Annotated in this window: 24 protein-coding genes; 16 read left to right on the top strand and 8 right to left on the bottom strand. The window is 63.9% G+C overall.

Annotated features, from left to right (window positions below):
- Positions 1–40: 40 nt before the first annotated feature.
- The 4 genes from P9217_RS24680 to P9217_RS24665 are packed head-to-tail and all read left to right on the top strand — an operon-like array spanning position 41 to position 3,195.
- Positions 41–754, top strand: coding sequence for an ABC transporter permease subunit (locus P9217_RS24680; RefSeq protein WP_095801181.1), 714 nt, complete (start codon positions 41–43; stop codon positions 752–754).
- Position 755: 1 nt separating this feature from the next.
- Positions 756–1,475 carry an ABC transporter permease subunit gene (locus P9217_RS24675; RefSeq protein WP_067329696.1) on the top strand — a complete coding sequence of 240 codons (720 nt, stop codon included), beginning with the start codon at positions 756–758 and terminating at the stop codon, positions 1,473–1,475.
- On the top strand, positions 1,463–1,816 hold the full coding sequence (locus P9217_RS24670) for a cupin domain-containing protein (protein ID WP_067329699.1): 354 nt from the start codon (positions 1,463–1,465) through the stop codon (positions 1,814–1,816). The genes P9217_RS24675 and P9217_RS24670 overlap by 13 nt, the downstream gene beginning before the upstream one ends.
- Before the next feature lie 47 nt (positions 1,817–1,863).
- Complete coding sequence (locus tag P9217_RS24665) at positions 1,864–3,195, top strand: FAD-binding oxidoreductase (protein WP_278088145.1); 1,332 nt, start codon at positions 1,864–1,866, stop codon at positions 3,193–3,195.
- 186 nt (positions 3,196–3,381) lie between these two features.
- On the opposite strand, the gene P9217_RS24660 is transcribed toward P9217_RS24665, so the two are convergent.
- Entirely contained in the window at positions 3,382–4,056 is a 675-nt protein-coding gene (locus P9217_RS24660) for an FCD domain-containing protein (protein ID WP_095783156.1), read from the bottom strand.
- Positions 4,057–4,193: 137 nt separating this feature from the next.
- On the opposite strand from P9217_RS24660, the gene P9217_RS24655 reads away from it, so the two are divergent.
- The 6 genes from P9217_RS24655 to P9217_RS24630 all read left to right on the top strand — a co-directional run bounded on the left by P9217_RS24655 (position 4,194) and on the right by P9217_RS24630 (position 12,583).
- Positions 4,194–5,690, top strand: a complete 1,497-nt coding sequence (locus P9217_RS24655; protein WP_278088128.1) for an NAD-dependent succinate-semialdehyde dehydrogenase — start codon at positions 4,194–4,196, stop codon at positions 5,688–5,690.
- A 321-nt stretch (positions 5,691–6,011) separates the two neighbouring features.
- The gene (locus tag P9217_RS24650; RefSeq protein WP_278088127.1) at positions 6,012–7,067 is read left to right on the top strand and encodes a LacI family DNA-binding transcriptional regulator; all 1,056 of its coding nucleotides are present in this window, start codon (positions 6,012–6,014) and stop codon (positions 7,065–7,067) included.
- A 65-nt stretch (positions 7,068–7,132) separates the two neighbouring features.
- On the top strand, positions 7,133–8,380 hold the full coding sequence (locus tag P9217_RS24645) for a sugar ABC transporter substrate-binding protein (protein ID WP_095824811.1): 1,248 nt from the start codon (positions 7,133–7,135) through the stop codon (positions 8,378–8,380).
- Between the two features lie 397 nt (positions 8,381–8,777).
- Positions 8,778–9,701, top strand: a complete 924-nt coding sequence (locus P9217_RS24640) for a sugar ABC transporter permease (RefSeq protein WP_095780001.1) — start codon at positions 8,778–8,780, stop codon at positions 9,699–9,701.
- The gene (locus P9217_RS24635; protein WP_067000383.1) at positions 9,701–10,558 is read left to right on the top strand and encodes a carbohydrate ABC transporter permease; all 858 of its coding nucleotides are present in this window, start codon (positions 9,701–9,703) and stop codon (positions 10,556–10,558) included. The genes P9217_RS24640 and P9217_RS24635 overlap by 1 nt, the downstream gene beginning before the upstream one ends.
- Positions 10,559–10,585: 27 nt before the next feature.
- The gene (locus P9217_RS24630; protein ID WP_278088126.1) at positions 10,586–12,583 is read left to right on the top strand and encodes a glycoside hydrolase family 127 protein; all 1,998 of its coding nucleotides are present in this window, start codon (positions 10,586–10,588) and stop codon (positions 12,581–12,583) included.
- A 10-nt stretch (positions 12,584–12,593) separates the two neighbouring features.
- Here the strand turns inward: P9217_RS24630 and P9217_RS24625 are convergent, their stop codons facing one another.
- Together P9217_RS24625 and P9217_RS24620 are read right to left on the bottom strand one after the other, a co-directional pair.
- A complete protein-coding gene (locus P9217_RS24625; RefSeq protein WP_278088125.1) occupies positions 12,594–13,394 on the bottom strand; it encodes an endonuclease/exonuclease/phosphatase family protein in 801 nt (266 codons plus the stop codon).
- A gap of 25 nt (positions 13,395–13,419) precedes the next feature.
- Positions 13,420–14,880 carry a phospholipase D-like domain-containing protein gene (locus P9217_RS24620; RefSeq protein WP_278088124.1) on the bottom strand — a complete coding sequence of 487 codons (1,461 nt, stop codon included), beginning with the start codon at positions 14,878–14,880 and terminating at the stop codon, positions 13,420–13,422.
- On the opposite strand from P9217_RS24620, the gene P9217_RS24615 reads away from it, so the two are divergent.
- Both P9217_RS24615 and P9217_RS24610 read left to right on the top strand, forming a co-directional pair.
- Positions 14,800–17,841: a PAS domain S-box protein gene (locus tag P9217_RS24615; protein WP_245476926.1), complete on the top strand. Its 3,042-nt coding sequence runs from the start codon at positions 14,800–14,802 to the stop codon at positions 17,839–17,841. The two genes, P9217_RS24620 and P9217_RS24615, sit on opposite strands and share 81 nt — an antisense overlap.
- A 40-nt stretch (positions 17,842–17,881) precedes the next feature.
- Positions 17,882–18,343 (top strand): response regulator, encoded by a 462-nt coding sequence (locus tag P9217_RS24610; RefSeq protein WP_082954105.1) that lies wholly within the window; start codon positions 17,882–17,884, stop codon positions 18,341–18,343.
- Here P9217_RS24610 and P9217_RS24605 read toward each other — a convergent pair.
- Together P9217_RS24605 and P9217_RS24600 are read right to left on the bottom strand one after the other, a co-directional pair.
- Positions 18,274–18,603, bottom strand: coding sequence for a hypothetical protein (locus tag P9217_RS24605; RefSeq protein WP_278088123.1), 330 nt, complete (start codon positions 18,601–18,603; stop codon positions 18,274–18,276). The genes P9217_RS24610 and P9217_RS24605 overlap by 70 nt on opposite strands.
- A gap of 77 nt (positions 18,604–18,680) precedes the next feature.
- Complete coding sequence (locus tag P9217_RS24600; RefSeq protein WP_067329733.1) at positions 18,681–19,430, bottom strand: DUF899 family protein; 750 nt, start codon at positions 19,428–19,430, stop codon at positions 18,681–18,683.
- A 134-nt stretch (positions 19,431–19,564) separates the two neighbouring features.
- Between P9217_RS24600 and P9217_RS24595 the strand changes: the two genes are divergently transcribed.
- The 3 genes from P9217_RS24595 to P9217_RS24585 all read left to right on the top strand — a co-directional run bounded on the left by P9217_RS24595 (position 19,565) and on the right by P9217_RS24585 (position 21,774).
- The gene (locus tag P9217_RS24595) at positions 19,565–20,785 is read left to right on the top strand and encodes a helix-turn-helix domain-containing protein (protein ID WP_278088122.1); all 1,221 of its coding nucleotides are present in this window, start codon (positions 19,565–19,567) and stop codon (positions 20,783–20,785) included.
- 31 nt (positions 20,786–20,816) lie between these two features.
- The gene (locus tag P9217_RS24590; protein ID WP_278088121.1) at positions 20,817–21,476 is read left to right on the top strand and encodes a PQQ-binding-like beta-propeller repeat protein; all 660 of its coding nucleotides are present in this window, start codon (positions 20,817–20,819) and stop codon (positions 21,474–21,476) included.
- Between the two features lie 109 nt (positions 21,477–21,585).
- Entirely contained in the window at positions 21,586–21,774 is a 189-nt protein-coding gene (locus P9217_RS24585) for a DUF1059 domain-containing protein (RefSeq protein ID WP_278088120.1), read from the top strand.
- A gap of 13 nt (positions 21,775–21,787) precedes the next feature.
- On the opposite strand, the gene P9217_RS24580 is transcribed toward P9217_RS24585, so the two are convergent.
- The 3 genes from P9217_RS24580 to P9217_RS24570 all read right to left on the bottom strand — a co-directional run bounded on the left by P9217_RS24580 (position 21,788) and on the right by P9217_RS24570 (position 24,950).
- Complete coding sequence (locus P9217_RS24580) at positions 21,788–22,876, bottom strand: acyltransferase family protein (RefSeq protein ID WP_278054891.1); 1,089 nt, start codon at positions 22,874–22,876, stop codon at positions 21,788–21,790.
- A 113-nt stretch (positions 22,877–22,989) separates the two neighbouring features.
- Entirely contained in the window at positions 22,990–24,231 is a 1,242-nt protein-coding gene (locus P9217_RS24575; RefSeq protein ID WP_278088144.1) for an MFS transporter, read from the bottom strand.
- Positions 24,219–24,950, bottom strand: a complete 732-nt coding sequence (locus tag P9217_RS24570; RefSeq protein ID WP_095801194.1) for an MBL fold metallo-hydrolase — start codon at positions 24,948–24,950, stop codon at positions 24,219–24,221. The genes P9217_RS24575 and P9217_RS24570 overlap by 13 nt, the downstream gene beginning before the upstream one ends.
- Positions 24,951–25,051: 101 nt before the next feature.
- On the opposite strand from P9217_RS24570, the gene P9217_RS24565 reads away from it, so the two are divergent.
- Positions 25,052–25,717 (top strand): metalloregulator ArsR/SmtB family transcription factor, encoded by a 666-nt coding sequence (locus P9217_RS24565; protein ID WP_278088119.1) that lies wholly within the window; start codon positions 25,052–25,054, stop codon positions 25,715–25,717.
- The last annotated feature ends 368 nt before the right edge of the window (positions 25,718–26,085 follow it).

Genomic DNA, 26,085 nt, shown 5'->3' with positions numbered 1-26,085 from the left:
CTGGCCGTCGCAGCCCGCGGCGGCCCGACGGGTGTCATCCATGTTTGAAACTATCTGGTCGCTGGTTGTGGAGCAGGGCTGGGGACTCGCTTTGCTGCGCGGCGCCTTCGTGACGATCTGCATCGGGCTGGTCGGCATGATGATCGGGTTGATCGCAGCCGTCCCGTTTGCCATAGCGCGCTGGCAGCGGCTCCCGGTGCTGTCCCAGATGATCGATGTCTACAGCATCGTCGTCCGCGGCGTGCCGGGTCTTCTTGTGATCTATCTCCTGTTCTTTGGCTCTGTCGACTGGGTGCAGAAGATAGCCGTTGCCTTCGGCTACCGAGACATGGCTGAAAGTGCCTACCCGTCCATTATCGGCATCCTCGCCATCGCGACCATTTCCTGCGCCTATTCGATCGAGGTGATGCGAGGCGCTTTGGAAGCCGTTCCCAACGGTCTTCTTGAAGCCGCGAAATCTTTGGCGTTGCCTCGATCGGTCGCCTTTTTCAGAATCACGTTGCCGCTCGCGTTGAGACTTGCTCTCGGCGGGATCAACAATGTCTGGCAGATGACGATCAAGGATACTTCACTCGTTTCCATCGTCGGCATGCAGGAACTCATGCGTATGGCGGCTATCGCAGCGGGCATCACGCGCTCGCCACTTCTCTTTTACTGCATCGCTGCCTCGCTGTTCTTCGCCATGACAGCAGTCAGCCAGACCCTGTTCGGCCTGGCTGAGCGCCATATCAATCGCGGCTTCAGCGGAGGTTAGAATGGATTTCACCATTATTGCCTATGCGATTCCGTTCCTTCTCACCGGCGCAAAGACAACGCTTCTGATCTCGGTGTTCGGCGTGGGCTTAGGACTGCCATTCGGCATCCTGGTGGCGCTCGCGCGCACTTCGCGCAATCGCTTGGTTTGCACGGCGGCCGACGCCTATTGCGCCGTCTTTCGCGGCACGCCCATGCTGGTGCAGATATTCGTGATCTACTACGGATTAGGGCAGGTCGGGTTCTTTCGCTCCAACCCGGTGATTTGGTGGCTGATCGGCGACGGCCTGCACGCAGCCATTCTCGCGGTCCTGTTGAACACCGGTGCCTACACAGCCGAAATCTTTCGAACCGCGTTTTTATCCCTGCCGCGCGGGCTGATCGAGGCGGCGGAAGCCTGCGGCATGTCGCCTTGGATTATCTTGCGCCGGATCAAGTTCCCGCTGGCTTTGCGACAAGCGCTGCCATCCTACAGCAGTGAGGTTGCCATCATCGTCAAAGAATCCAGCCTCGCTTCGACCATCGCTGTGCTCGAAATCACCGGTTGGGCCAAACGCCTGATGAGCGAAACCTTCGCCATTATGGACATCTTCATCATCACCTCCGTCTTCTACCTCACCCTCAATGTCGTCGGACTGACTGCCTTGAAGCTTTTGGAGCGGCAACTTTGGTTCGAACGGCGTTCAACGCGCAGAAAGGCCACATCCCTATGTCCAAGTTGACGTTCATCGACCAGAATGTTCTTCCGCGCCCACGCGAAGGGCAGCCTCTGCCCGACCGCCTTGTGGAGGGCGATCCACGTTTTCTGAGCTGGGATATCGCCCAGACCGCAGACGGCGCCGTGAAGGCAGGGGTCTGGGAGGTCACGCCTGGCGCCTATCGTTCGATTAAGGGCGAGACTTTCGAGTTCTGCTACATCCTTTCGGGTGTCTCCGAACTCACTGAGGATGGCTGCCCGCCGCGCCGCATCGCGGCTGGCGACGCCTTCGTCATGCATCCGGGATTCACCGGCGTATGGCGTGCCATCGAAACCACGCGCAAACTCTGGGTCTCACGTGATTGACCGGTTTGCGCTTGCCCGCCGATCCGACCAAAAGCTGGTATGTTCCCATGACCGCCGATTCCGCTGGCCCCTTCAAATCCACGCCCTATTGGTGGGAGGATTGCACCTTCTCTCCCCTCCCAGTCCGCCGGGTCGCCTCCAAATGCGACGTGGCGATCGTTGGGGGAGGCTATGCAGGACTTTCGGCGGCCATCGAGCTTGCTCGTGCCGGTCGCAGTGTTCAGCTTTTCGATCGCCAGTCGCTGGGGCAGGCGGCTTCCAGTCGTAATGGCGGCATGGCGAGCGGGAGCATTCGACCCGGGCGCAAGGAATTGATCAGAAGATTCGGCGAGGCCCGCGCCACCGAGATCCTGATGGAGGGAAAGGCCGCACGGGAAGACCTGTGGGCCTTTCTGAAGGAGGAGAAGGTGGAGTGTGACTTCCATCTCTCCGGCCTGTTCGTCGGCGCGATCAACGCTGATGAATGCGACGAACTCAGCCGCTCCGCCGATCTACTGCGGCGCTTTCTGGGCATCGAGGCTCATCCCGTTGGCCGGTTGGACGTGCCGACCTATATCGGAACGGATTTCTACACGGGTGGATTCGTGCGGATGGATACCGGTGGCCTGCATCCGGCCAAGCTGCTTGCGGGTATTATACGGGTGGCAATGGCAACCGGAGCGGTAATCCATGAGAACACAGCCGTTACGGGAACCATCGCCGAGGCCGGCGGGGTCCGTGTGAGAACGTCGCGCGGTGACGTTCTCGCCAGGAAGGTGCTGATCTGCACGGATGCCTATACCGACGGCTTCGATCCTTGGCTGCGACGCCGTATTGTGCCGGTGCGCAGCCGCATCATCGCTACCGAGCCATTGGCAGAAGGCGTCATGGACCGGTTGATGCCGAAGCGCATGATGTATGGCGATATGCGCCAACTCAGCTATTACTATCGCCCTTCGGCGGACGGATCGCGCATCCTCTTCGGCGGCAGGGACGGCACCACGGCGGGTGACGCGCTGGCGCCGACCATCCATTTGCGCAGCGAACTTGGCCGAATTTTCCCCGAACTGAGGGGCGTCGGCCTGACGCATAGTTGGTTTGGCCAGGTCGCCATGCATCGCGACATGGTGCCTCGGATTTTCACCTCGGGCGATACGGTTTACGCCACCGGCTTCTGCGGCTCCGGAGTGGTCTGGGCCCGCTGGCTGGGCAAGAAGGCCGCCTTCAAGATCCTCGGCGAAACCGAAAAGGCGCAGTCCGCGTTCGATTTCGACCCCGCTCCGAAGGCCGTGCCGTTTTACCGCGGCAAGCCATGGTTCATCCCGCTTGTCTATTCCCTTTACGAATGGCGGGATAAGCGTGCGATGCGCCGTCGCCAGCCCGAAGCAAAGAGGCGATAACCTTGCTCTTCCTTGGGGACGGGCCCGCCGCGTACAGGAACCTCATCTTGTCTGGATGGCGCGCACCGCGTCCGTCGTGAAAACAGTGTCAGATGCCCCGCCTTGAATAGAACGACAGGCGATTAGCGTTCGAACGCGCCATTCCGCTCGGTTCGGCAATCTCAAAATTTTGGCGATGAGGCCTACTCACCCCATTGTCTCCGATCCGAGTATGTTGGCTCTCGCGGTCAAGATATGGCTATGCATTCTTTGTTCGGCCTGCCCACCATCGCGGTCAGTGATCGCCTGTAAGATCGCGCGATGATGGGCCGTATACTCCTGCATACGCTCTTTCGTCAGAGACAGCTCTTTCATGCGCCCCCAAAGACGCCCCGCCCGAAGCGAGTGAATACCTTCGTAGAGCGAGGCCAGCAATCCATTGCGGGCCGCCACCACTACCAGTTGATGGAACGCGGCGTCCCAACGCTCGAACTCCGCCAGCGTCGCGGCGGTACTGCCATGCTGGATGACCTTGTGCATCTCTTCAGTTTCATAGGGGGTCGCCCGCAACGCCGCGAGCGCCGCCACCTTCGGCTCGATGATTAATCGTGCTTCGAAGACCTCAGCGGGATAGGTCCACAGTTCCTTCCGGGAGGCGTCGTGTGCGCGATACGGAGCGCTGGCAGTTGCCCCTCGCTCGGCGACGAAAGTGCCACGCCCGACATGGCGAAGCAGGCGCCCCTCTTGCTCCATCTCAGCCAGCATGCGCCGGAGGGCCGTGCGGGGTAAACCTAGCTTGAGCGCCAGATCGCGCTCGGGTGGCAGCCGGTCGCCTGGCTGCAATCCTGCCGCCTCGATGAAATCCCTCAAAACGACGGTCATGCAGCCACTCCAGAACGAATCGGGCAGATTTCTCCGCAACCAATTTGATCTATATTGACACCGGTTGCAATACCAATTTCATATTGGTTCCAGCGATCGTCCGACTGGTTGCGCATGTTTTCTAAAGCCGCGAGAGGATGGGTGTGAGTCAGACAGCAAGGGATATCGAACCTTTTTGCGTGGATGCTGCGGCTATCATTGCAAGCGCTCCTGTGGATCTGCTGGTGGGCGGCAAATGGACAAGTGCAACCGGCAGCAATCGGTTTAATGTCGCCGATCCATCCAACGGGCGCACGATCGCATCTGTCGCAGACGGCGCAGTCGCCGACGGAATCCGGGCGATCGATGCTGCGGAGGCTTCTGCGACGATGTGGAGGCAAACACCCTCACGCCGGCGATCGGACATCCTGATGCGCTGCCACCAGCTCATGCGCGATCGTGCCGAATGGCTGGCGCAACTGATATCTCTGGAGAACGGCAAGGCCCTCCCGGACGCTCGCGCAGAGGTAACCTATGCCGCGGAGTTTTTCCGATGGTACGCCGAGGAGGGGGTGCGTACTCTCGGCGACATCGGCCACGCGCCGGGCGGTGCAAACCGAATCCTGGTTCAATACCAGCCGATTGGCATCGCCGTTCTCGTCACGCCCTGGAATTTCCCTGCGGCCATGGCGACCCGCAAAATCGCCCCGGCGCTCGCGGCGGGTTGCACGTGCGTACTGAAGCCGGCGGCTGAGACTCCACTGACCGCGTTGGCGATCGGTGCGATCCTCATGGAAGGCGGTTTGCCCGAAGGTGCCGTCAACATCGTGACGACCACGGCCGCGGGGCCTGTGGTGAGCGCGATGCTGCACGACAGTCGGGTGCGCAAACTGTCATTCACGGGTTCGACCGCCGTTGGGCGCATCCTGTTGCGTGAGGCCGCCAACCGGGTCATCAGCTGTTCCATGGAACTCGGCGGCAACGCTCCTTTCATCGTGTTCGATGATGCGGATCTGGACGATGCCGTGGCAGGCGCCATGGTCGCCAAGATGCGCAACGGCGGAGAAGCCTGCACTGCGGCGAATCGCTTCTATGTGCAGCGCGGCATTTACGACGCTTTTGTCCGCCGGCTTACCCAGGAAATGTCGTCGCTTTCAGTGGGGCCGGGTCTTCAAGCGACGACCCAGCTCGGGCCCCTTATTACCGCGACGGCCGTGGAGAAGGTTGATCGCTTGCTGAAGGATGCCGTTGCCCGTGGGGCGCGTATCGAAACGGGCGGCAAACCGCGGCCTGGCGAGGGCTTCTTCTATCCTCCGACAGTCCTAGCTGACGTTTCCCCCGATTCCGACATCGCGAAGGAAGAGATCTTTGGGCCGGTCGCAGCGGTCACGCCCTTCGATACGGAAGACGAGGCTGTCCGGCTGGCGAACGACACGGAGTATGGCCTCATATCCTACGTCTACAGTAGTGATCTCAGACGCGCCCTGAGGGTCGCCGAACGCATCGAAAGTGGAATGGTCGGCGTCAATCGTGGCCTAGTTTCGGACCCGGCAGCGCCGTTCGGGGGGATGAAGCAAAGCGGGCTCGGCCGCGAGGGAGGGCATCACGGCCTGCTTGAATATCTCCAACCAAAATACATCGCGACCAACTGGTAAAACCGCAAAATCGCTTCTCCGCCGAGTTGCGCCACATATCGGTCGTGCAGGTTTACGCTAGCTACTTCTGGGAAACCGACAAGTCTGCTTGCGGGCCCTTCCGGTTCTTCGAGACTGGAACTTATGATATCCCACGCACGTCAACGATTGGGCGAGCAGCCGCGTCGAGTCCTTTCCCCTTGCCAACGCCGCCACCTTCGCCTAATCTCCCTTTGAGAAAACCTTTTCCCAAATCGCCCCGCGTCCGCTGACCTCACCCGTCATCTTCGCGCAGGACGATAAGGGAAAACCTTTTCCCAACTTAGGGATGCGCCTCGAACTATGTCTTCCGACGCCGAGCCAGCGCCAGTTTCCGCCAAGCCGCCGGTCACGCTGCGCGAGGTGGCGGCTGCGGCCGGCGTCAGCGTGGCGACGGCGTCGAAGGCGCTGAACGGGCAGGGGCGGATGACCGCCGAGACGCGCGAGCGCATTCGTGAGGTGGCGCAGCGTCTCGGCTTCCGGCCGAACCACCTGGCGCAGAGCCTGCTGCGCAAGCGCTCCTTCACCGTCGGCCTGCTTACCAACGATACCTATGGCCGCTTCTCGCTGCCGCTGATGGCCGGCGTTTCGGATGCGCTGGTCGACAATGGCGTCTCGGTGTTCCTGTGCAATGTCGAGGACGACACGCGGCTCGGCCAACTGCATGTCGAGGCCATGCTCGACAAGCGCGTCGACGGCATCATCGCCACGGGAAAGCGCATCGACCGCCATCTGCCGATCGATCTCTCCAATTTGCGCATTCCGGTCGTCTATGCCTTCACTCAGCCGTATGCCGGCGCGGTCGGCCTGGTCTCCGACGATGCCGGCGGCGCGCGGCTGGCGGTCGAGCATTTTTTGCGGCTCGGGCGCCGCCGCATCGCCCATGTCACCGGACCGGCGGGCTTCGCCGTGGTGCACGCGCGGGCCGAGGCTTACCGGGAAGTGCTCGAGGCGCATGGCCTGCCGGTCGGCGAGCCGCTGCTCGGCGCCTGGTCGGAAGCCTGGGGCCACGATGCGGTGGCGAAACTGTTCGGCAACGGCCGGGGCAGGCAAGGCTGGCCCGATGCCGTCTTCTGCGGCAACGACCAGATCGCGCGCGGCGTCATCGACGCGCTGCGCGAGCGCGGCATCCGCGTGCCCGACGATGTCGGCGTCATCGGCTTCGACAATTGGGAGATCGTGGCCGAGGCGACGCGCCCGCCGCTGACCTCGGTCGACATGAACCTTTCAGCGCTCGGCCGCGAGGCCGGGCTCGCTCTGCTTTCGCTCGTGGGCGGCCAGCCGGCCGCGCCGGGAATCAGGAAACTGCCGTGCCGGCTGGTGGTGCGTCAGTCATGCGGCCGTCCGCCGGGCGGCTGAGGCATCGAACGAAACGGCCGTCGCGCAACGGCCAAACTGGGAGGAGAACCATGAGGAGGAATACCGTGAAAACCATGTTTGCCAAGCTGGCCCTGGCCGCGGCCGTGATCGGCGGCGGCCTGCAGGCGGCGTCCGCCGAGACCGCCAACATCTGGGTGCGCGCCGACGGCTCGAATTTCATGCCGCGCATCGTCGACGCCTTCAACAAGGCGCATAAGGACCAGATCAAGCTCGACATCATCCCGAACGCCGAGATCATCCCGAAATATGGCGCGGCCGCAGCCGGTGGCACCGCGCCCGATGCGCTGTCGCTCGACCTGATCTACACGCCATCCTTCGCCGCCGCCGGCCAGCTCGAGGACATCACCGACTGGGCGAAATCCTTGCCCTATTTTTCGAGCCTCTCGCCGGCGCATGTGAAGACCGGCACCTATAAGGGCCGCATCTACGGCCTGCCGTTCTCGGCCGATTCTTCGGTGCTGATCTGGAACAAGAAGCTGTTCAAGCAGGCCGGGCTCGACCCCGAAAAGGGGCCGAAGACCTGGGCCGAGATCGAGGCCGACGCCGAGAAGGTCAACGCGCTCGGCGGCGACATCAAGGGCTTCTACTTCTCCGGCAATTGCGGCGGCTGCAACATCTTCACCTTCACGCCGCTGGTCTGGGCCTCGGGCGGCGACATCCTCTCCGAGGACGGCTCCAAGGCGACGCTCGATAGCCCGCAGCTGCGCGGCGCGATCGACCTCTACCGCTCGATGGTCAAGAAAGGGCTGGTGCCCGAGGGTGCGCAGACCGACACCGGCGCCAACTTCTTCGCCGCCTTTGCCGGCGGCAAGATCGGCCTCTCGCCGTCCGGCGCCTTCGCCATCGGCGCGCTCAACACGCAATACCCTGATATCGACTACGGCATCACCTTCCTGCCGGGCAAGGATGGCGGCTGGTCGTCCTTCGCCGGCGGCGACAATTTCGTCGTCACCAAGGGCACCAAGAAGATCGCCGTGGTGAAGGAGTTTTTGGACTTCGCCTACTCGCTCGAGGGCCAGACCATCCTCGCCAAATATGGTAGCCTTCCGGTGCGCGGCGACATCGCCAAGGAGGCGCTCAAGGACCTCGATCCGCGCTACCAGGTGGCGGCCGAGGCGATGGCCAAGGGCCGTACGCCCTATTCTGTGGTGTTCAACGACCTGATCAACTCCGCCAACGGGCCGTGGACGCAGATGGTCAACGAGGTCTTCTTCGGCGACGATGTCGACGGCGCCATCGCCAATGCCCAGGAGACCATGCAGTCGATCATCGACCAGGCGCCGCAGAAGTAAAGCGCGGCCCTAAACCTCCCCTCGAGGGGAGGTCGGACCGCAGGTCCGGGTGGGGTCGCCCGCGAAGTACGCCGACGCTATCTCCCCGTAGGCGCACTTCACAGCGGACCCCCACCCCCGGCCTTCGGCCGGACCCTCCCCTCAAGGGGGAGGGGGACGCCGCGCTAAATGGCAGGATTATCGCGTTGAGAAAGCTCACTCACCAGCATCGCCAATTTGAGGCGCCGCGAGGTTCGCTCCCGCTTCTCGCCCTGTGGGAGAAGGTGGATCGGCGCGCAGCGCCGAGACGGATGAGGGGTGTTCCAGGAAACACCAGCATCTCACTCCGCTGGAACACCCCGCATCCGTCGCCTTCGGCGACACCTTCTCCCACAAGGGGAGAAGGGGGAGCTCAGCCATGACCACCCTCACTGCAACCTCCGCGCCCGCCCGAGCCAGACGCATCGGCGTCAGCCGCCGGCAATGGGTGGGCCTGCTCTATGTCCTGCCGGCCGTCGCCTTCGTCACCGTGTTCTTCGTCATCCCGCTCGGCATGACGGCGTGGATGTCGCTGCACAACTGGCCGCTGATGGGCGAGCACGCTTTCATCGGCCTCGATAACTATGTCGCCATCCTGCGCGACACGCGGTTCTGGAACGCGCTCAAATTCACCTTCTACTACACGCTGATCGTCACCATCGCGATCTTCGCCGTCGCCTTCCCGCTGGCGATCTTCATCGAGCGGCCGCGCCCGCTCACCAATCTCTACCGCACAGCCTTCTTCATGCCGGCGGTGGTGGGCTTTGCTTCCGCAAGCCTGCTGTGGTCGTGGCTGCTGAACGTCGATTCCGGCCTGTTCAGCCCGGCCGCTTACGACCTCGGCCTGACCGAGAGGAAGGTCAATCTTCTCGCCACCTTCCAGCCGGCCTTCTGGTCGATCATCGCCATGGTGGTCTGGAAAGTGGCCGGCTTCACCATGATCATCCTGATGACCGGCCTGCAGTCGATCCCGCAGGACCTGCAGGAGGCCGCCGTCATCGATGGGGCAGGGCCGTTCGCCCGCTTCAGGGCGATCACCCTGCCGCTGATGCGCCGCACCTTGGCGCTGGCGCTGATCCTGTCGGTCGCGGGCTCGATCCTCGCCTTCGACCAGTTCTACATCATCCTGCGCGGCGGCCCGCGCAACCAGACGCTGACGGCGGTCTACTGGATCTTCAACCAGTCCTTCGTCTCGTTCAAGCTCGGCTACGGCGCGGCACTTTCCATGGTGCTGCTGGTCATCCTGGTGGCGCTCAGCCTCATCCAGCTCTGGCTGCTGCGCAAGCCCGAGGGGCTCGACTGATGGCCGAGGCGATGTCGCAGCACCGCAAGGCGGCCTTCAGCCTCGCCAGGCATTCCACCGGCATCATCGCCTCGGTGCTGTTTTTGGCGCCGATCGTGTGGACGGTGCTCTCCACCTTCAAGCCGGCGCAGGAAGCGCGCCAGCCGCCGCTGCCGCCCTGGCCGACCACCGGCTTCTCGGTCGAGAACTATCAGACGCTGAACACCTTCGGCGACGGGCTTTGGGCCTCGGCGCAGAACAGCATCTATGTCTCGGTGATGACGGTATTGCTCTCCGTACTGGTCAGCGTGCTTGCCGGCTACGGTTTCTCGCGTTTCCGCTTCCCGTTCCGGGACTTCTTCTTCATCCTCATCCTGTCGACGATCATGATCCCGTTCCAGTCGATCCTGACGCCGATCTTCCTGGTGCTGACGAAACTCGGTCTGCACAACACGCTGACCGGCCTGGTCTGCGTCTATGTCACGCTGCAGCTGCCGTTCTCGATCTTCATGATGCGCAACGCCTTCGACGCCGTGCCGCGCGAGATCGAGGAGGCGGCGCGCATGGATGGCGCCAACAATGTCACCATGCTGGTCAAGGTGATGCTGCCTTTGGTCTGGCCGGGCGTCGTCACCATCGCGCTTTTCGCCTTCCTCGGCGCCTGGAACGAGTTCCTGGCCGCGCTCGTGCTGATGACCGACCAGTCGAAATTCACCCTGCCGGTGATGATGACCGCGCTTCAGTCCGGCCGCTTCGGCGCCATCGATTGGGGCGCGGTGCAGGCGGGCGTCACGGTGATGATGGTGCCCTGCCTGATCCTGTTCCTGGCGCTGCAGCGCTTCTACATCCGCGGCCTGATGGCCGGGGCCGTCAAATGATTTCGCGCATTCGAATGGAGTGACGTTATGACCGCAGCACAATCCGCCACCGCAGCCCAGGCAGCCGCGGCCGCGAAGCCGAAGCTTGCCTTCCGGCCGCTGCCCGTGCCGCAGGTCGATGTCCGCGGCTTCTGGGGTGACCGGGTCGACGCGGTCGCCGCCAAGACCGCCGGCATCCTCTACGACCGCTGCGTCGAGGCGCGCATGCTTGAGCAGATCGATCCCGACCGGCCGTCGCCCGGCGTCGTCATTCCGTTCCATTCGCCGTCACCCGACGAGGCCGACGCGCAGGGCGCCGAGTTCACCGGCTCGACGGTGACGACCCAGATGTTCTGGGATTCCGATTGGGGCAAGACCATCGAGACCGCCGCCTATTCGCTTTACCGGCGCCGCAATCCGGAGCTGGAGAAAAAGATCGATGCCGTCATCGACATGTACGGCAAGCTGCAGCAGGAGGACGGTTATCTCTCGAGCTGGTACCAGCGCATCCAGCCGGGTCTCCGCTGGACCAACCTGCGCGACTGCCACGAGCTCTACTGCGCCGGCCATCTGATCGAGGGCGCCGTCGCCTACTTTCAGGCGACGGGCAAGCGCAAGCTGCTCGACATCATGAGCCGCTACGCCGACCACATCGCCTCGATGTTCGGCCCGGAGCCCGGCAAGAAAAAGGGCTATTGCGGCCATGAGGAGATCGAGCTGGCGCTGGTGAAGCTCGCGCGGGCGACGGGCGAGAAGAAGTACATGGATCTGGCGAAGTACTTCATCGACCAGCGCGGCCAGCAGCCGCATTATTTCGACGAGGAGGCGCGCGCCCGCGGCGCCGACCCGAAGGCCTATCATTTCAAGACCTACGAATACAATCAGTCGCACAAGCCGGTGCGCGAGCAGGACAAGGTCGTCGGCCACGCTGTGCGGGCGATGTACCTCTTCTCCGGCATGGCCGACATTGCCACCGAATATGGCGACGACAGCTTGCGCGCGGCGCTCGACAGGCTGTGGGACGATCTGACCACCAAGAGCCTCTATGTCACCGGCGGCCTCGGGCCGTCGGCTCACAATGAGGGTTTCACCAGCGACTACGACCTGCCCAACGAAACCGCCTATGCCGAGACCTGCGCCTCGGTCGGCCTGGTGTTCTGGGCGAGCCGGATGCTCGGCATGGGGCCGAACCGCCGCTATGCCGACATGATGGAGCGGGCGCTCTACAACGGCTCGATCTCGGGCCTGTCGCTCGACGGCTCGCTGTTCTTCTACGAGAACCCGCTGGAAAGCCGCGGCGGCCACCACCGCTGGAAATGGCACCGCTGCCCCTGCTGCCCGCCCAATATCGGCCGCATGGTGGCTTCGATCGGCAGCTATTTCTACGGCCTCGCCGACGATGCGCTGGCCGTGCATCTCTATGGCGACTCCACTGCACGCTTCGAGATCGCCGGCCGGCCCGTCAGCCTGGTCCAGACCAGCAACTATCCCTGGGACGGCGCGGTCTCGATCGAGATCGGGGCACAGACACCGCTGGAATTCACGCTTTACCTGCGCATACCCGCCTGGTGCCGCAACGCGGCGCTGAAGCTGAACGGCAACACGCTCGATCTCGATGCCTCCACGGTCGACGGCTATGCCGCGATCCGCCGTGAATGGCAAAAGGGCGACCGCGTCGAGCTCGACCTCGAAATGCCGATGGCGCGCCTCTTCGCCAATCCGGAGGTGCGGCAGGACATCGGCCGCGTCGCGCTGTCGCGCGGCCCGCTGATCTACTGCGTCGAGGAGACCGACAATGGCGGTGGTCTGCACCGCATTGCGCTGCCGCGCACGGCCAGGCTGGAGGCGCACAAAGAGCCGAACCTGCTCGGCGGTATCGTCACGCTTTCGGCTATCGGCAGCCGGGCCGAGGCGAAGAACTGGGGCGGCGATCTGTACCGCCCCGAGCCTCCGAAAACCGAAGAGACGACGCTCAAGGCGATTCCTTATTTCGCCTGGGACAACCGCGATCACGGCGAGATGCTGGTCTGGCTCAGGGAAGGGTGAGCTACCCTCCCTATAGATGCACGTAAGCCGTGAGCGGCAGGTGGTCGGACGCCACGCGCGACAGCGGCGTGTCATGCGCTTCCACCGCAGACACCATGCCGTCGCGGTTGCCCATGATCCGGTCGAGCGCCAGCACCGGCAGGCCCGACGGAAAGGTGGGCACAGCGGGCAGCGGGGGGCCGAAGGTGGTGTGCAGCGTGTTGAGCGCGGAGCGGTTGCCCAGCCGCCATTCGTTGAGGTCGCCGAGCAGGAGCGTCGGCCTTTCGTCGGCGCTGCTCATGATATCGAGCACGACGCGGGCCTGTTCCGAGCGCGAGCGCCGCAACAGGCCGAGATGCGCAGCGATCACGCGCAGCGTCCGGTTCTCGTCGAGGTCGATCTCGGCGACCAGCGCCCCGCGCGGCTCCAGGCCGGGCAGCTTGATCTGGTGCACGTCGCGCACCGTGCCGCGCTTGAACAGAAGCACGTTGCCGCGCCAGCCATGTGCCTTGCCGTTTCCGGTGACCGGCACCGGCACCAGCCCCGTTTCGATTTCGAGGCGGTTGAGGTCGAGCAGTCCGGCGCGGTCGCCGAAGCGGTTGTCGGCCTCCTGCAGCGCGATCACATCGGGGCTGATCTCGCGGATGACGCGCGCGGTCCGCTCGGGGTCGAACTTGCGGTCGGTGCCGATGCATTTGTGGACGTTGTAGGAGGCGACCACCATCTCGGCGCCGCCGACCCGTTTCGGCGCCGTGGCTTTCGCTTTCCGCATCTTTCTGCCGCGGATCGACAGGAGCACGGTTTCGGGGAGGGTGCGTCCGTTTCTCTCCATGGTTCCTGCTGCTCGTCTTCCTTGCCTACAGATAGGGCGATCCCAGCCACAGCAATCGGTCGAGGACACGAATGACGAAGGCTCTGGCCCTCAGCATCTCGAGTGTCACCGGTTTCGCCGACGCGATCGCCGCGTCGATACGCGCCTCGATCGCCCGGGCGAAGTTGGCATCCAGGACCTCCATGTCGATCTCGAAATTCAGCCTGAGCGACCGGGCGTCGAGATTGGACGAGCCGACATAAGCCCACGCGCCGTCGATTGCCATAAGTTTCGAGTGATCGAAGGGGCCCTCGTGGCGCCACACCCGGCAATAATGCTTCAGCACCTGGTCGAATTGTGCCGTCATGGCGCGGTCGACGAGGAAAAGGTTGTTCACCGCCGGCACCACGATGTCGATCTCGACACCGCGCGCGCCGGCCGTGGTCAGCGCGCTGATCAGCTCACGGTCCGGCAGGAAATAGGGCGACATGATGCGGATCGATTTGCGGGCGACCGAAAACGCACCCATCAGCAGCTTGTGGTTGGTTTCGTTCGCGGCATCCGGTCCTGTCGCCACGGCTCTGACCAGCATCGGCTGGCCGGGCGGCGGGGCGGTTCGCTCGACCTGCCAGGCGTCGCCCTTCAGCGCCTCGTTGCTGGCGAAGCGCCAGTCCTCGGCGGCGACTGAGAACAGGTCGGCCACCACCGGCCCGGTGACCTCGAAATGCGTGTCCCTGGAGCTGTCGGAACCGGCGAATTCGGCCGAGAACCCCTTGCGGATGTTCATGCCTCCGGTAAACGCCACTGTCGCGTCGATGACCAGGACCTTCCTGTGGGTTCTGAGATTCGCATAAGGAAGTCTCAAGCCCATGACGATGTTGCCGTTGAAGAGATCGACGGCGACGTTGGACACCCTGAGCTGCTTCAGGATGCTGGGTACCGAATAGCGCACGCCGACGGCGTCGATCAGCACGCGCACGGCAAGGCCGCGTTTGACCGCGGCGGAGAGCGACTGCGCGAACATCTGTCCGACGGCGTCGTTGTCGAAGATGTAAGTTTCGAGAAGCACGCTCTTTTGCGCGCCGTCGATCGCCCGGCACATCGCCGTATAGGCCTCGTCGCCGGTCTCGAGCACGGCGATCGTGTTTCCCGAAGTCAGCGGACGCCGCGCCACCCTGTCGCCCAGTGTCTTCAATCCGACGAAGCGCTGGCCGAATTGGGCCTCGATCAAGGCTTCGACGGCGACGTCGCGATTGTGCCCGGCCTCATCCGCCGAACCGGCGCTGGGTCGCATGGCGCTGATCGTCGCGCGGCGGATGCGGTTGATGCCGGCGATGGCGTAGATGATCGCGCCGAGGAAGGGCGACAGAAGCATCACGCCGACCCACCCCGTGGCGGCGCGCACGTCTTCCTTCGTCATGATGGCATGGACGATGCCGACCGCCGCCATCGCCAACGACAGGAAAAGGATAAGCGTCGACCAGTGACTCGCTATCGCCTCGAACATCGGCCCGACTATTGTGCGAGCCGGCGCGGAAGGCAATGCGCCAGGTCAAGGCGGCACGGATTCGCATGCAGCTCTTTCCGGCCCGGTTGCATGAGGGATCCCGCCAGTGTGACCGGTCGTTCGAACGCTTTGCGCCTCTGTGCGAAAATCGGTCCACCAGGCAAGACGAAATCGTCGTCGGCATTGTGTCGGCGCTGCCTCAGTGCCGAAGTGTCGGAGCTCACGCGGGAACCTTCGGCGATCCGATGCGTTTGGCTCTTCGTTGCCGAGCGGGAATGGGAGATGCGCATCGAAAGCCTTCAAGGAACCGAGGGGTTTATCCGTACCCCGCAGGACGCCGTCGCCCTGCAAATCCCGCCCGACTTCATCGAGACGCTGCCCATTGCGATCTACGCTTGCGACGCGCAAGGCCGATTGCTTTGGTTCAACAAGCGCGCTGCCGATTTGTGGGGGCGAACGCCCTTGCTTGGCTCGGACAGCGAACTCTATTGCGGATCCCACAGGCTCTATCTCGATGGACGGCAGATCGCGCGCGCCCAAACCCCGATGGCCGCGGTGCTGCGAACCGGCATTCCCGTCAGGGGGGTTGAAGGAAAGCTCGAGCGGCCGGACGGCACGGCGATATGGGTGATGGTCCACATCGAACCGATCGAAGACGAGGACGGTCGGGTCGTCGGAGCCATCAACTGTTTCCATGACGTCACGGACCGGCGTCTGACCGATGAGATCATTGGGCAACAGGAGCAGCGGCTCGCTGCAACTTACCAGCATGCGGCGATTGGCATCGCTGAAGTCAACGCGAAGGGCGAACTCGGGCGCGTCAACGGCTACCTGGCCGACCTGCTCGGCTATTCCGCCGATGAACTTGTCGGCAGGTCGGTGTTCGATGCCACTCTGGCGGAGAATGTCGATGCGGACCTGCGTCAGTTCGAGCGTCAGGTGCGAGGCGAGATCGACAGCTACCGGCACGAAAAGCGCTTCATCCGCAAGGACGGGGCAAGAGTCTGGGTCGCGGTCACGTCCTCGAGCGTAAGGGACTCCGAAGGCCGCTTCTTGTATGCGGTGCGCGTCCAGCAGGATATCACCGCCCGCAAGAAGGCCGAGGCCGCGCTCGTCCGGCATCTGGAGCAGCAGGCGGCGCTTTACGAATTCACGGACAGCCTTCAGCGCGCGGCGAATCTCGGCGAGGTTCACGAGATAGCCCTCAGCACCATCATTCGCGCATTGGGTGCGGACCGGGCCTCCATACTCTTCTTCGACAACACCGGCTTCCTCAGATTTGCCGCCTCGCGAGGCCTGTCGCAAGCTTACAGAACGGCCGTCGAAGGCCATTCCCCCTGGTCGCGCGACACACGCGATCCCGAACCGATCGCTATTGCCGACGTCGAGCAAAGCGGATTGCCGGACGACCTCAAGGCGGCTGTGCGGGACGAAGGCATTGCAGCGCTGGCTTTCATTCCGATCTCGGTGCGCGGTCAGCTGCTCGGCAAGTTCATGTCCTATTACGATCATCCGCACGATTTCGTGGAGTCCGAGCTTCGTTTTGCGCTGACAGTGGCCGGACAACTCGGCTTCGCGGTCGACCGCGTACGGCTCGAGACCGCCCGCCAGACGACGGAACGCGCGGCAAATCAGCTCGTGGCCGTTGTCGAATCCTCTCACGACGCGATCATCAGCAAGGACCTCAACGGCATTATCGCCTCATGGAATGCCAGCGCGGAGCGGCTGTTCGGCTTCACGGCCGACGAGGCGATCGGCAGGCACATCACGATGATCATCCCCGATGACCGGCTGGGCGAGGAGCCGGAGATCATCAGGCGCATCAGCAGCGGCGAAAACGTCGATCACTTCGAAACGGTGCGTCGCCGCAAGGACGGCAATCTCGTCGATATTTCCCTGACGATTTCGCCGATCCGCAACAGCCAGGGCCTCATCATCGGCGCCTCGAAGATTGCGCGCGACATCACCGACCAAAAGATGGCTGAAGCCAAGCTGCGGGCGAGCGAGCGTCAGCTGCGCGACCTGCTGGCGGCAATTCCGGCGGCGATCTACACGACGGATGCCGACGGCACGATAACCTTTTTCAACGAGGCGGCCGTCGAGCTTTCCGGGCGCGTTCCGCAGATCGGCAAGGATAAGTGGTGCGTGACGTGGAAACTGTTCTGGCCGGACGGAAGCCCGCTTCCTCACGACCAGTGCCCGATGGCGGTCGCCCTGAAGGAGGGGCGTCCGATACGCAACGCTGAAGCCGTCGCCGAGCGCCCGGACGGCGTGCGCATTCCCTTCATCCCGTATCCGACGCCGCTGCGCGATGAAGATGGCAAGATCGTCGGCGGCATCAACATGCTGGTCGATATCAGCGAACGCAAACAGGCCGAAACACAGCAGCGGCTGCTCTTCAATGAGCTCAATCATCGTGTGAAGAACAACATGCAGATGCTGCAGTCACTGCTGAGCTTGGCGGGTCAACGGGCAGCGAACCCGCAAGCGCGAGAAATCTTGCGTGAAGCCGGCAACCGCGTCGCGGCCATGGCCGCTGCTCAGCAGGTCCTGTACGAGACGGTCGATTCGACGCAGTTCAACGCGAAGGGTTTCTTGCTTGCGGTTTGCGGGACAATAAAGCAGACCTTCCCGAAGGAAGTCGCGGTTGAGTTCGAGGCTGATGATGCAAAGCTTTCGAATGACGTTGCAATGCCGCTGGCGCTGATCCTGAACGAGCTTCTGACCAACGCCATAAAATATGGAACTCCCGACGGAGCCGGCACAATCCGGGTCGGGCTTCGGCGCGATGTCGACGGCTTCCAGGTATTCGTCGAAGACAGCGGTCCCGGCTTTGACCTGGCTTCGGTCCGCGACCGTTCGTCCGGATTGAAGCTGGTTCAGGGCTTGGCGCGGCAGCTGCACGGCAAGCTTGTCGTTACCAAGGAACCGAAGACGCGCTGCAGCATTCGGTTCTCATGAAGCTCTTGCCGGCTCTTCTTCAGTTCCTGGATGGCTCTCGATGACCGAGCTTGCTGCCCCACACGGACGCCGTCGGCCAATCCCAACGAAAGCCGCGTCGGCCGAACCTGTGGCCGCCGCATTGCCCACGCGGATCTTGGTCGTCGAGGACGATTTTCTCATCTCCCTCGAGATGGAGAGCACTCTGACCGCGGCCGGTTTCGAGGTCGTAGTCGTCGGCTCGGGCGAGGAAGCGCTCGATAGCGCAGCTGCGGACCGGCCTGATCTGGTTGTGATGGATATCCGGCTGTCCGGCGCCATGGATGGAATTCAAACTGCCCTGGAGTTGTTTCGAATTTACGGTTTGCGGTCGGTTTTTGCGACGGCGCATTCCGATTCCGACGTCCGCGCCCGGGCAGCGCCAGCGGAGCCGCTGGGCTGGCTGGTAAAACCCTACACGCCGGCATCCCTGCTCTCAGCCATCCGCTCCGCGCTTAGGTCCGGCAGCTCGTCGGCAGGTTGAAGCGCCGATTCCGCCACCCCTCTGGCGAGCAGCCGCAGCCAGGGCGCGAGGTGGAAGGCAGCCATCAGGAAATACATCGGCGCCATGCCGCTGAGCACGGAGGCTCCGGGTCCGGACATGCACATCGCGTCCGGTCCGCTATCGGCGGCCGTGAGCAACGCCATGACGACAAAGGTCGGCGCCGCCGCGAGACATAACCAGTCGGCCAGGCCGAATCCGCTCAGGCCTGCCGGGCGAGGGGCGGGATTGTCGATGCTCATGATCTCCACCCTTCCAACTGCTTTCAGGAAAGTTCGGCTCTGGCGGCGCGGGCGACGCCGCCAGAGTCGCTTCGCGCTCAGGCGTTCTTGTTGCGAAACGCCGCTTCGCCGGCATCCGAGACCTCGACCCATCGCTGGTCGGGCGCGGCGCCTTCCTCATAGTTGTCGTGCCAGTTCCACCACTTGTAGGTCTGGGTCTGCGGATAGCCCTCGGGCGAATCCTCCCACACCTCCTGGCGACCGAGCGGGGTGACGTCGAGATAGCTCCACACCGTGCCGAACGCCTCGTCGCCGCGATTGTTGACGAAATAGGTGCGGAAGATGCGGTTGCCGTCATGGATGAAGACGTTGTGGCCGTGCCATTCGTCGACGCCGAAATCCTTGTCCCAGCTGTCGGTGATGGTGTACCAGGGCATCTTCCAGTCCATCCGCTGCTTCAGACGCTGAATGTCAGCCTGCGGCGCCCGGGATGCATAGGCAAGCGTAGTGTCGCGGGCGTTGAGATGGGCGAGGTTGCCGACCATGTCGGCGCCGAGCGAGCAGCCCCGGCAGGCGTGCTCCGGCCAGCCATAGACGCCGGGCTCGAAGAAGGCGCGGTAGATGACCAGTTGCCGGCGGCCTTCGAAGAGGTCGAGCAGGCTTGCCTTGCCGTTTGGGCCTTCGAACACATAGTCCTTCTCGACAGGCATCCACGGCATGCGGCGGCGTTCCGCAGCCAGCGCGTCGCGGGCGCGGGTGAGCGCCTTTTCCTTCACCAGCATTTCTTCATACGCGCCTTCCCAGGCTTCCGGCGAAACGACCGGTGGTGTCTTCATGTGTTGGGTCATTGCTCTTGTCCCGTTCTTGCGTTTGGTTGGGGTGACAAGGGAAACTTAGAGCCGGATGGCGCGATGGTGAGAGTTACAAGTGTGGCGCGATTTGATCCGGCAGACCCGGAAGGGGGCATCGGGGCGGGCATTGCATGGACTCGATGATCAATGCCGCCGGCCGCGCGCTCGCGACCGGTGATCCGCTGGCCGCCCTGAAGCGCGTCGCGCTGCGCGACGACGCCCCCGCGCTGGCGCTGCGCGGCATCGCGATGGCGCAGCTCGGCGATTTCGCCAAGGCCAAGGCGCTGCTGAAGAGCGCCGCCCGCGCCTTCAGCCCGAAAGAGGCGGTTGCGCGCGCCCGCTGCGTCGTCGCCGAGGCCGAGATCGCGCTGGTCTCGCGCGATCTCGGCTGGCCGGACAAAGCGTTGCGAGCCGCCCGCACGACGCTTCAAGCGCATGGAGATCGGGTCAACGCCGCCTATGCCGGCAGCCTCGAAGCGCGTCGCCTTATCCTGATCGGCCGGCTCGACGAAGCCGAGCGGCTGCTTGCCGGCTTCGATCCGGGGCCGTTGCCGCCGGTCGCGCGCGTCGCGCACGAGCTCGCGGCCGCGGGTATCGCGGTCAGGCGCCTGCGGACGAAGGCCGCGCGCGCCGCGCTTGGCCGGGCCGCGCTCGCAGCCTACGAAGCCAATATCCCGGCGCTGAAGGCGGAGGTCGAAAGCGCGTCGCTGGTGCTGAACACGCCCGTCGCGCGGCTCGTGTCGAAGGGCACGGAGATGCCGCTGCAGCTCGACGAAGTCGAGGCGCTGCTCACCTCAGGCGCCCTCGTCGTCGATGCCTGCCGCAATGTCGTGCGCAAAGCCGACATGGTGGTCTCGCTGGCGACGCGGCCGGTGCTGTTTGCGCTGGCGCGCACGCTGGCCGAGGCCTGGCCCGCGGATGCGTCGCGGGAGGCGCTGCTGAAGCGCGCCTTTCGCGCCAGGCACGCCGATGAATCGCATCGTGCGCGGCTCAGGGTCGAGATGGGCCGGCTGCGCGCTGAAATGAACGCGCTGGCGGAAATCAACGCGACGGCGGCCGGTTTTGCGTTAATGCCGCTGACCGCAGCCGAGGTCGTGGTGCTGGCGCCGCCTGTCGAGGAGGAGCATGGCGCGGTGCTCGCCTTCCTCGCCGACGGGGAGTCCTGGTCGAGCTCGGCGCTGGCGATCGCGCTCGGTGCCAGCCCGCGCACCGTGCAGCGGGCGCTGGAAGCGCTTTCGGCCGACAACAAGGTGCAGGCGGTCGGCCGCGGCAGGGCGCGCCGCTGGATGACGCCGCCGGTGACCGGATTCCCGACTGTCTTGTTACTCCCGGGTCCGCTGCCGAGCGACTAGTCTGCGGCCATTGTTCGAATGGAGATCGAAAATGAAACGAGCCGCTGCCGAGATCCTGCGCGAATACGGCCCCTTTCCGGATGCCGAGCGCATCAATGGCGTCACCTATGACGGCAAAAAGGTCTGGTTCGCCACCGGCGACAAGCTGAAGGCGCTTGACCCGGAGAGCGGCGCGATCGTGCAGTCGATCGACGTTGCCTCCCATGCCGGGACCGCCTTCGACGGCGAGCATCTCTACCAGATCGGCGAGGACCGCATCCACAAGGTCGACCCGAAGACAGGCAAGGTCGTTGCCACCATTCCCGCCCCCGGTAATGGCGGCGACTCTGGGCTTGCCTGGGCCGAGGGCTCGCTCTGGGTCGGCGAATACAGGGCCCACAAGATCCATCAGATCGATCCTGAAACGGGCAAGGTGATCCGCACCATCGAGTCGAAGCGTGTCGTCACCGGCGTCACCTGGGTCGACGGCGAGCTTTGGCATGCCACCTGGGAAGGGGAGGAGGGTGATCTCCTGCGCATCGACCCCCAGACGGGCGATGTGCTGCAGGAGCTGGCGATGCCCTCCGGCGTGTCGGGACTGGAATCTGACGGTGGCGGCTGCTTCTTCTGCGGAGGCGGCAGCAGCGGCAAGATCAAGGCCGTGCGCCGTCCTGGGTACAACCATGACAAGGACACGACAGTCGGCAAATAGCCGGCTCCAGTCAGGCCTTGCACGGCGGTGGTCTTCAGTCTAAGACCAGTCCATTGACAAAGGTCTCGCCCCATCGCTCCATTAGGCGTTCCTAAAAAGGGAGGCAGCGATGGCGTATACGTATCGGTGCAAGGACTATCCGGGAATGGAAGCCTGTCCCGGGAGCTTCACGGCAGAAAACGCGGAAGAGGTGATGAAGCACGTTGAGCTTCATGCCCGGTCAGCGCATGGTGAAGACCCGAGCCAATGGTCCCAAGAGGACCGGAAGCAGCTACAGGCGATGATGATCGGAAGCTAGGCGCGCTTCTGCATCAAGCCGCCTCGCGCGCCGGCCGGGCAACGCCCTTGTTTGAGATCTGGCCGGCAGTCGGTCTGTCGACATGCGCCCAGGCCGGTCGCTCGAACAGGAAGGTTCCGAAGCCGGTGCGCTTGACGATGAAGTAGAGAATGACCGGGCTAATGACCGAGACGAGCAGCACCGCGAGGCTGAGCATGCCGGTATCGGTCAGAAGGCCGCTTGCCAGCATGATCCCGCGGAAGATCGACATCGGGATGGTGAAGGCGACATAGACGACCAGCGAATGCTCGCCGAGCCAGCGCAGCCATTCCATCGCGGCGAATTTCGACAGGAAACTGCCGGCGACGCAGAGCGCCACCGCGCCGGCGACGGCCAGCGTAAGATGCAGCGGCGGCCATGCCGCCAGGCCCATCTGCATGCCGACCGGCTCGACGGCGTAGCCCGGCGAGTAGACGAGCAGGCCGTTGACGATGGCCCACACGATCAGCCCGGCAGCGGCGATCGCCGGACGAGCTTGCGTCCACGCGACCAGCCGGAACACCAGCGGCGCCATGACGAAGCCGAGATAGAAGAACACGAAATAGGCGGCGAATTGGGTGAGCGCATAGCTGTCCGAATGCGGTGCCCACATCTGCAGCGCGGCGGCAGCCGAGATGACGATCCAGTGCGGCACGCCTAGCTCGCGCAGGATGCGCGCCACGAGGCCGAACACGGCCAGCATGTAGATGAACCACAGCACGCCATAGGGCTGGACGACAGCCACGGCGAGGTCATGCAGCATGCCGGCGGGATCGCGGCTGAAGATGCCGATCTTCAGCCCGATCGAGATGACCGCCCACAGGACATAGAAATAGAGGTAGTGGACGACGCGCCGGTCGATATAGCGCCGCCAAGGCCGGTCGATCACCTGCGACAGGAAGAGCCCCGAGATCAGGAAGAATTCCGGCATCCGGAACGGGGTCGCGAAGCCGATGACATAATGCAGGAAGCCGACGCCGCCGGTATATTCACCGGTGTTGTAGGCGGAATACATCATCACCACCAGGATGATCGAAAGACCTTTTGCCGTGTCCACCCACGGCATGCGCGTCGAAATGTTCATGAAAGACCCCGCAAAGGCACCCAGCGCCATAGTACCGGACAGGCGCGTCTCTAGCAGCATGAAGCTTCGGATATCGTAAACGCGGCGCTGTCGGGCTGGAGCTCGGTGCCGGGTCAGCGGCTGGTCTCTCCCATCGCCACCGCCACGATTGCGCCCGAGAGGAAGGTCAGCGCCGCGATCGCCGCGATCGCCGCGACGAAGCCGAAGAAGTCGGCGATGAGGCCCGCCGACAGCGCTCCGATTGCGTAGCCGAGATCGCGCCAGAAGCGATAGACGCTGAGCGAGCGCGCCCGCCAGGAGGGATGCGATGCGTCCGATACCGCCGCGATCAGGCTTGGATAGACCATCGCCGTGCCAAGGCCGAGCAAGAGGCTTGCCAGCAGCCACCAGCCGAAGTCCCGCGTCATGGCGGTGAGCAGAAGTCCGGCAGCCTGCACCCACATGCCGGCGACGATCAGGCCCTTGCGGCCCCAACGGTCGCTCAATGGCCCGGTTGCGACCTGCAAGACGCCCCAGACAGCGGGATAGACCGCCTTGAGGATGCCGATGCGCTCGACGCCAAGCCCGTTGGCGACGAAGAAGAGCGGAAAAAGCCCCCAGCTCATGCCGTCGTTCAGATTGTTGACCAGGCCCGCCTGCGAGGCCGCGAACAAATTGCGGTCCCGGAAAGAGGTCAGCATGAAGATCTCGCGAAAGCCGAGCGGGGAGACAGCTTTCGGATCGTTGGCCAGTTCCAGCCGCACATGCTCGCGCGTGTCGCGCACCAGAAGGATCGACAGCGCGGCACCCAGGATCGCATAGCCGATGCCGAGATAGATCGGCACCGGGCGCAGCCCGTAGCGGCTGGCCAGATAGCCGGTCAGAAATGCGGTGACGCCGACGGCGAGGTAGCCGGCGAACTCGTTGAGGCCGACGGCGAGCCCGCGCGATTTCGGCCCGACCAGATCGACCTTCATGATGACGGTCATCGACCAGGCAAGTCCCTGGTTGATGCCGAGCAGCGCGTTGGCGGCAATGATCCACCCCCAACTCGGCGCCCAGATGATCATGAAGGGCACCGGGAGGCCGAACAGCCAGCCGAGGATCAGCACGCGCTTGCGACCCCATGTGTCGGCAAGCTGGCCGGAGACGAGATTGGCGCAGGCCTTAACCACGCCGAAGCTCACGATGAACGAGGTGACGAGCGTCGTGGAAGCAACGTGGAATTCCTCCGCGCCGATCAGCGGCACGACGGTTCGCTCGATGCCGACCATGCCGCCGACAAAGGCGTTGATCAGCACCAGCAGCGCGAACTGTTTCCAGTTGGCCTTGAGGCCGAGCGCGACGGCAGGCGCCGTTGCGCTCACGATCGCGATCCGGCGTTGGCGGCGCGGGTCCGGGCCGCGTCCGGCGGCGGGGGAGGGATGTCGGCGGTCATGGCGGCGATGAACTGGTCGACGTCCTCGATGCGGAAGGCCTTGTTGAAGCGCCGCTCAAAGCCGATGGTCGATGTCGGCTTGCCGCTGAGCGAGCGGCCGCACACCGAGCCGGAATAGGCGCCCGGCAGCACCTCGATGTGATCGGGCAATTCCTTCAGCCGGCGCACGCTGGCATAGAGCGCGCGGGCTCCGTCCTCGGCGCTCGAAGCAAGCTCGGTGCGACCGAGATCGCCAACCATCAGCGTGTGACCGGTGAGCACGAACCAGGGCTCGGTCGACCGCGTTCGGTCGGTGACTAAAAGGCTCAGATGCTCCGGCGTGTGGCCGGGCGTGTGCATCACGGTCGCCGTCACATTGCCGAGCTCCAGCACCTCGCCGTCCTTCACGTGGCGGAACGGGAAGCCCGCCTCGGCACCTTCGAACAGCACGTATTCGGCGCCCGTCGCTTCGGCGAGCGCACGGCCTGCCGAGATATGGTCGGCGTGGATATGCGTGTCGACGACATAGAGGATGCGCATGCCTGTCGCGCGCGCCGCCTCGACATAAGGCGCGATCTCGCCGACCGGATCGACGACGGCAGCAGACGCCTTGCCGCCGCAGCCGAACAGATAGGAGGCGGCAACCGGGTCGGTATGCAGGAACTGCCTGAGAATCATCGCTTTTCTCCAAAGGGCAATTGCGGGTCGCTTGGCTTGACGGCAGGTCGAAACCATCATTCAATAATTACATTGAATGACGATGGGTCGCAGAAAGGTCGATGTCAATCCGCAATCCGAAGCTGGCGCTGTACGAACAGTTCGCGATCGTCGCCAAGGCGCTCGGCAATCCGCTGCGCCTGGAACTGATCGAGCATTTGGCGCAAGGCTCGCGCAGCGTCGAAGCGCTTGCTGCGAAGCTCGGCCAGCCGATCGCCAACATCTCCCAGCATCTGCAGGCGCTGCGCCGCGCCGGCATCGTCTCGGCCGAACGCGACGGCAAATACGTGCGCTATTCGCTGAGCGATGCGAGCGTGCTGTCGGCCTTTGCTGCGGTGCGCGGCATTGCCGAGCGGCAGCTTGCTGAGGTCGATCGCATTGTGCGCGACTGTTTCGAGGCACGTGACGACATACAGCCGGTCACGCGCGGCGAGCTTCAGGCGCTGATGCGCGACGGGCTGGTGACGCTGATCGACGTGCGCCCGCCGGACGAGTTCGCGCTTGGCCACGTGCCCGGCGCGGTCAATGTTCCCCTCGGAGAAGTAAAGGTCTGGTCCCAGGGTGCCGACCCCGGCCGGGAAATCGTCGCCTACTGCCGCGGCCCCTGGTGCGTGATGTCCTTCGAGGCGGTGGCCGCGCTGCGCTCGCTTGGCCATTCGGCGCGCCGCCTCGAGGACGGCATGCCGGAATGGAAAGCCGCTGGCCTGCCGGTGGAAATGGCGGCCTGACGGTGTCGCTAAGAAATGCATGTCGCCCAGAAATGGGCAGCGGTTCTGCGACAAGGGGCGCGAGCAAGTTTTGGGCTCGCAGCCAACGCAAATTGGGCGTATCGTGACATATCGTCGGTTGCTAATAAATGAGCCGGCGACTGAGAGCGCAAGACTCCCGCATCGGACTGGGCGCTAGCATCCACACCGCTCGTCGCGCCCACAAGACCACCTGCCTCTGTCGAAACCTCTTTTGCTCGGTTCCGGCCAGAATTGCCCTTCGCAATTCGGAATGGGAGCGTTCTGATGCAGCAGATCACGCAAACCCCCCGACGTTTCCTAGCCGGTGCTGCCCTGGCAGGCGCTGCCGGTGTCGTCGTCCTTAAGAT

The organism is Mesorhizobium sp. WSM4989, assembly GCF_029625795.1.
Taxonomy (GTDB): domain Bacteria; phylum Pseudomonadota; class Alphaproteobacteria; order Rhizobiales; family Rhizobiaceae; genus Mesorhizobium.
Note: the sequence above shows the minus strand (reverse complement) of the source record. Positions and strands in the feature narration are given on the sequence as shown.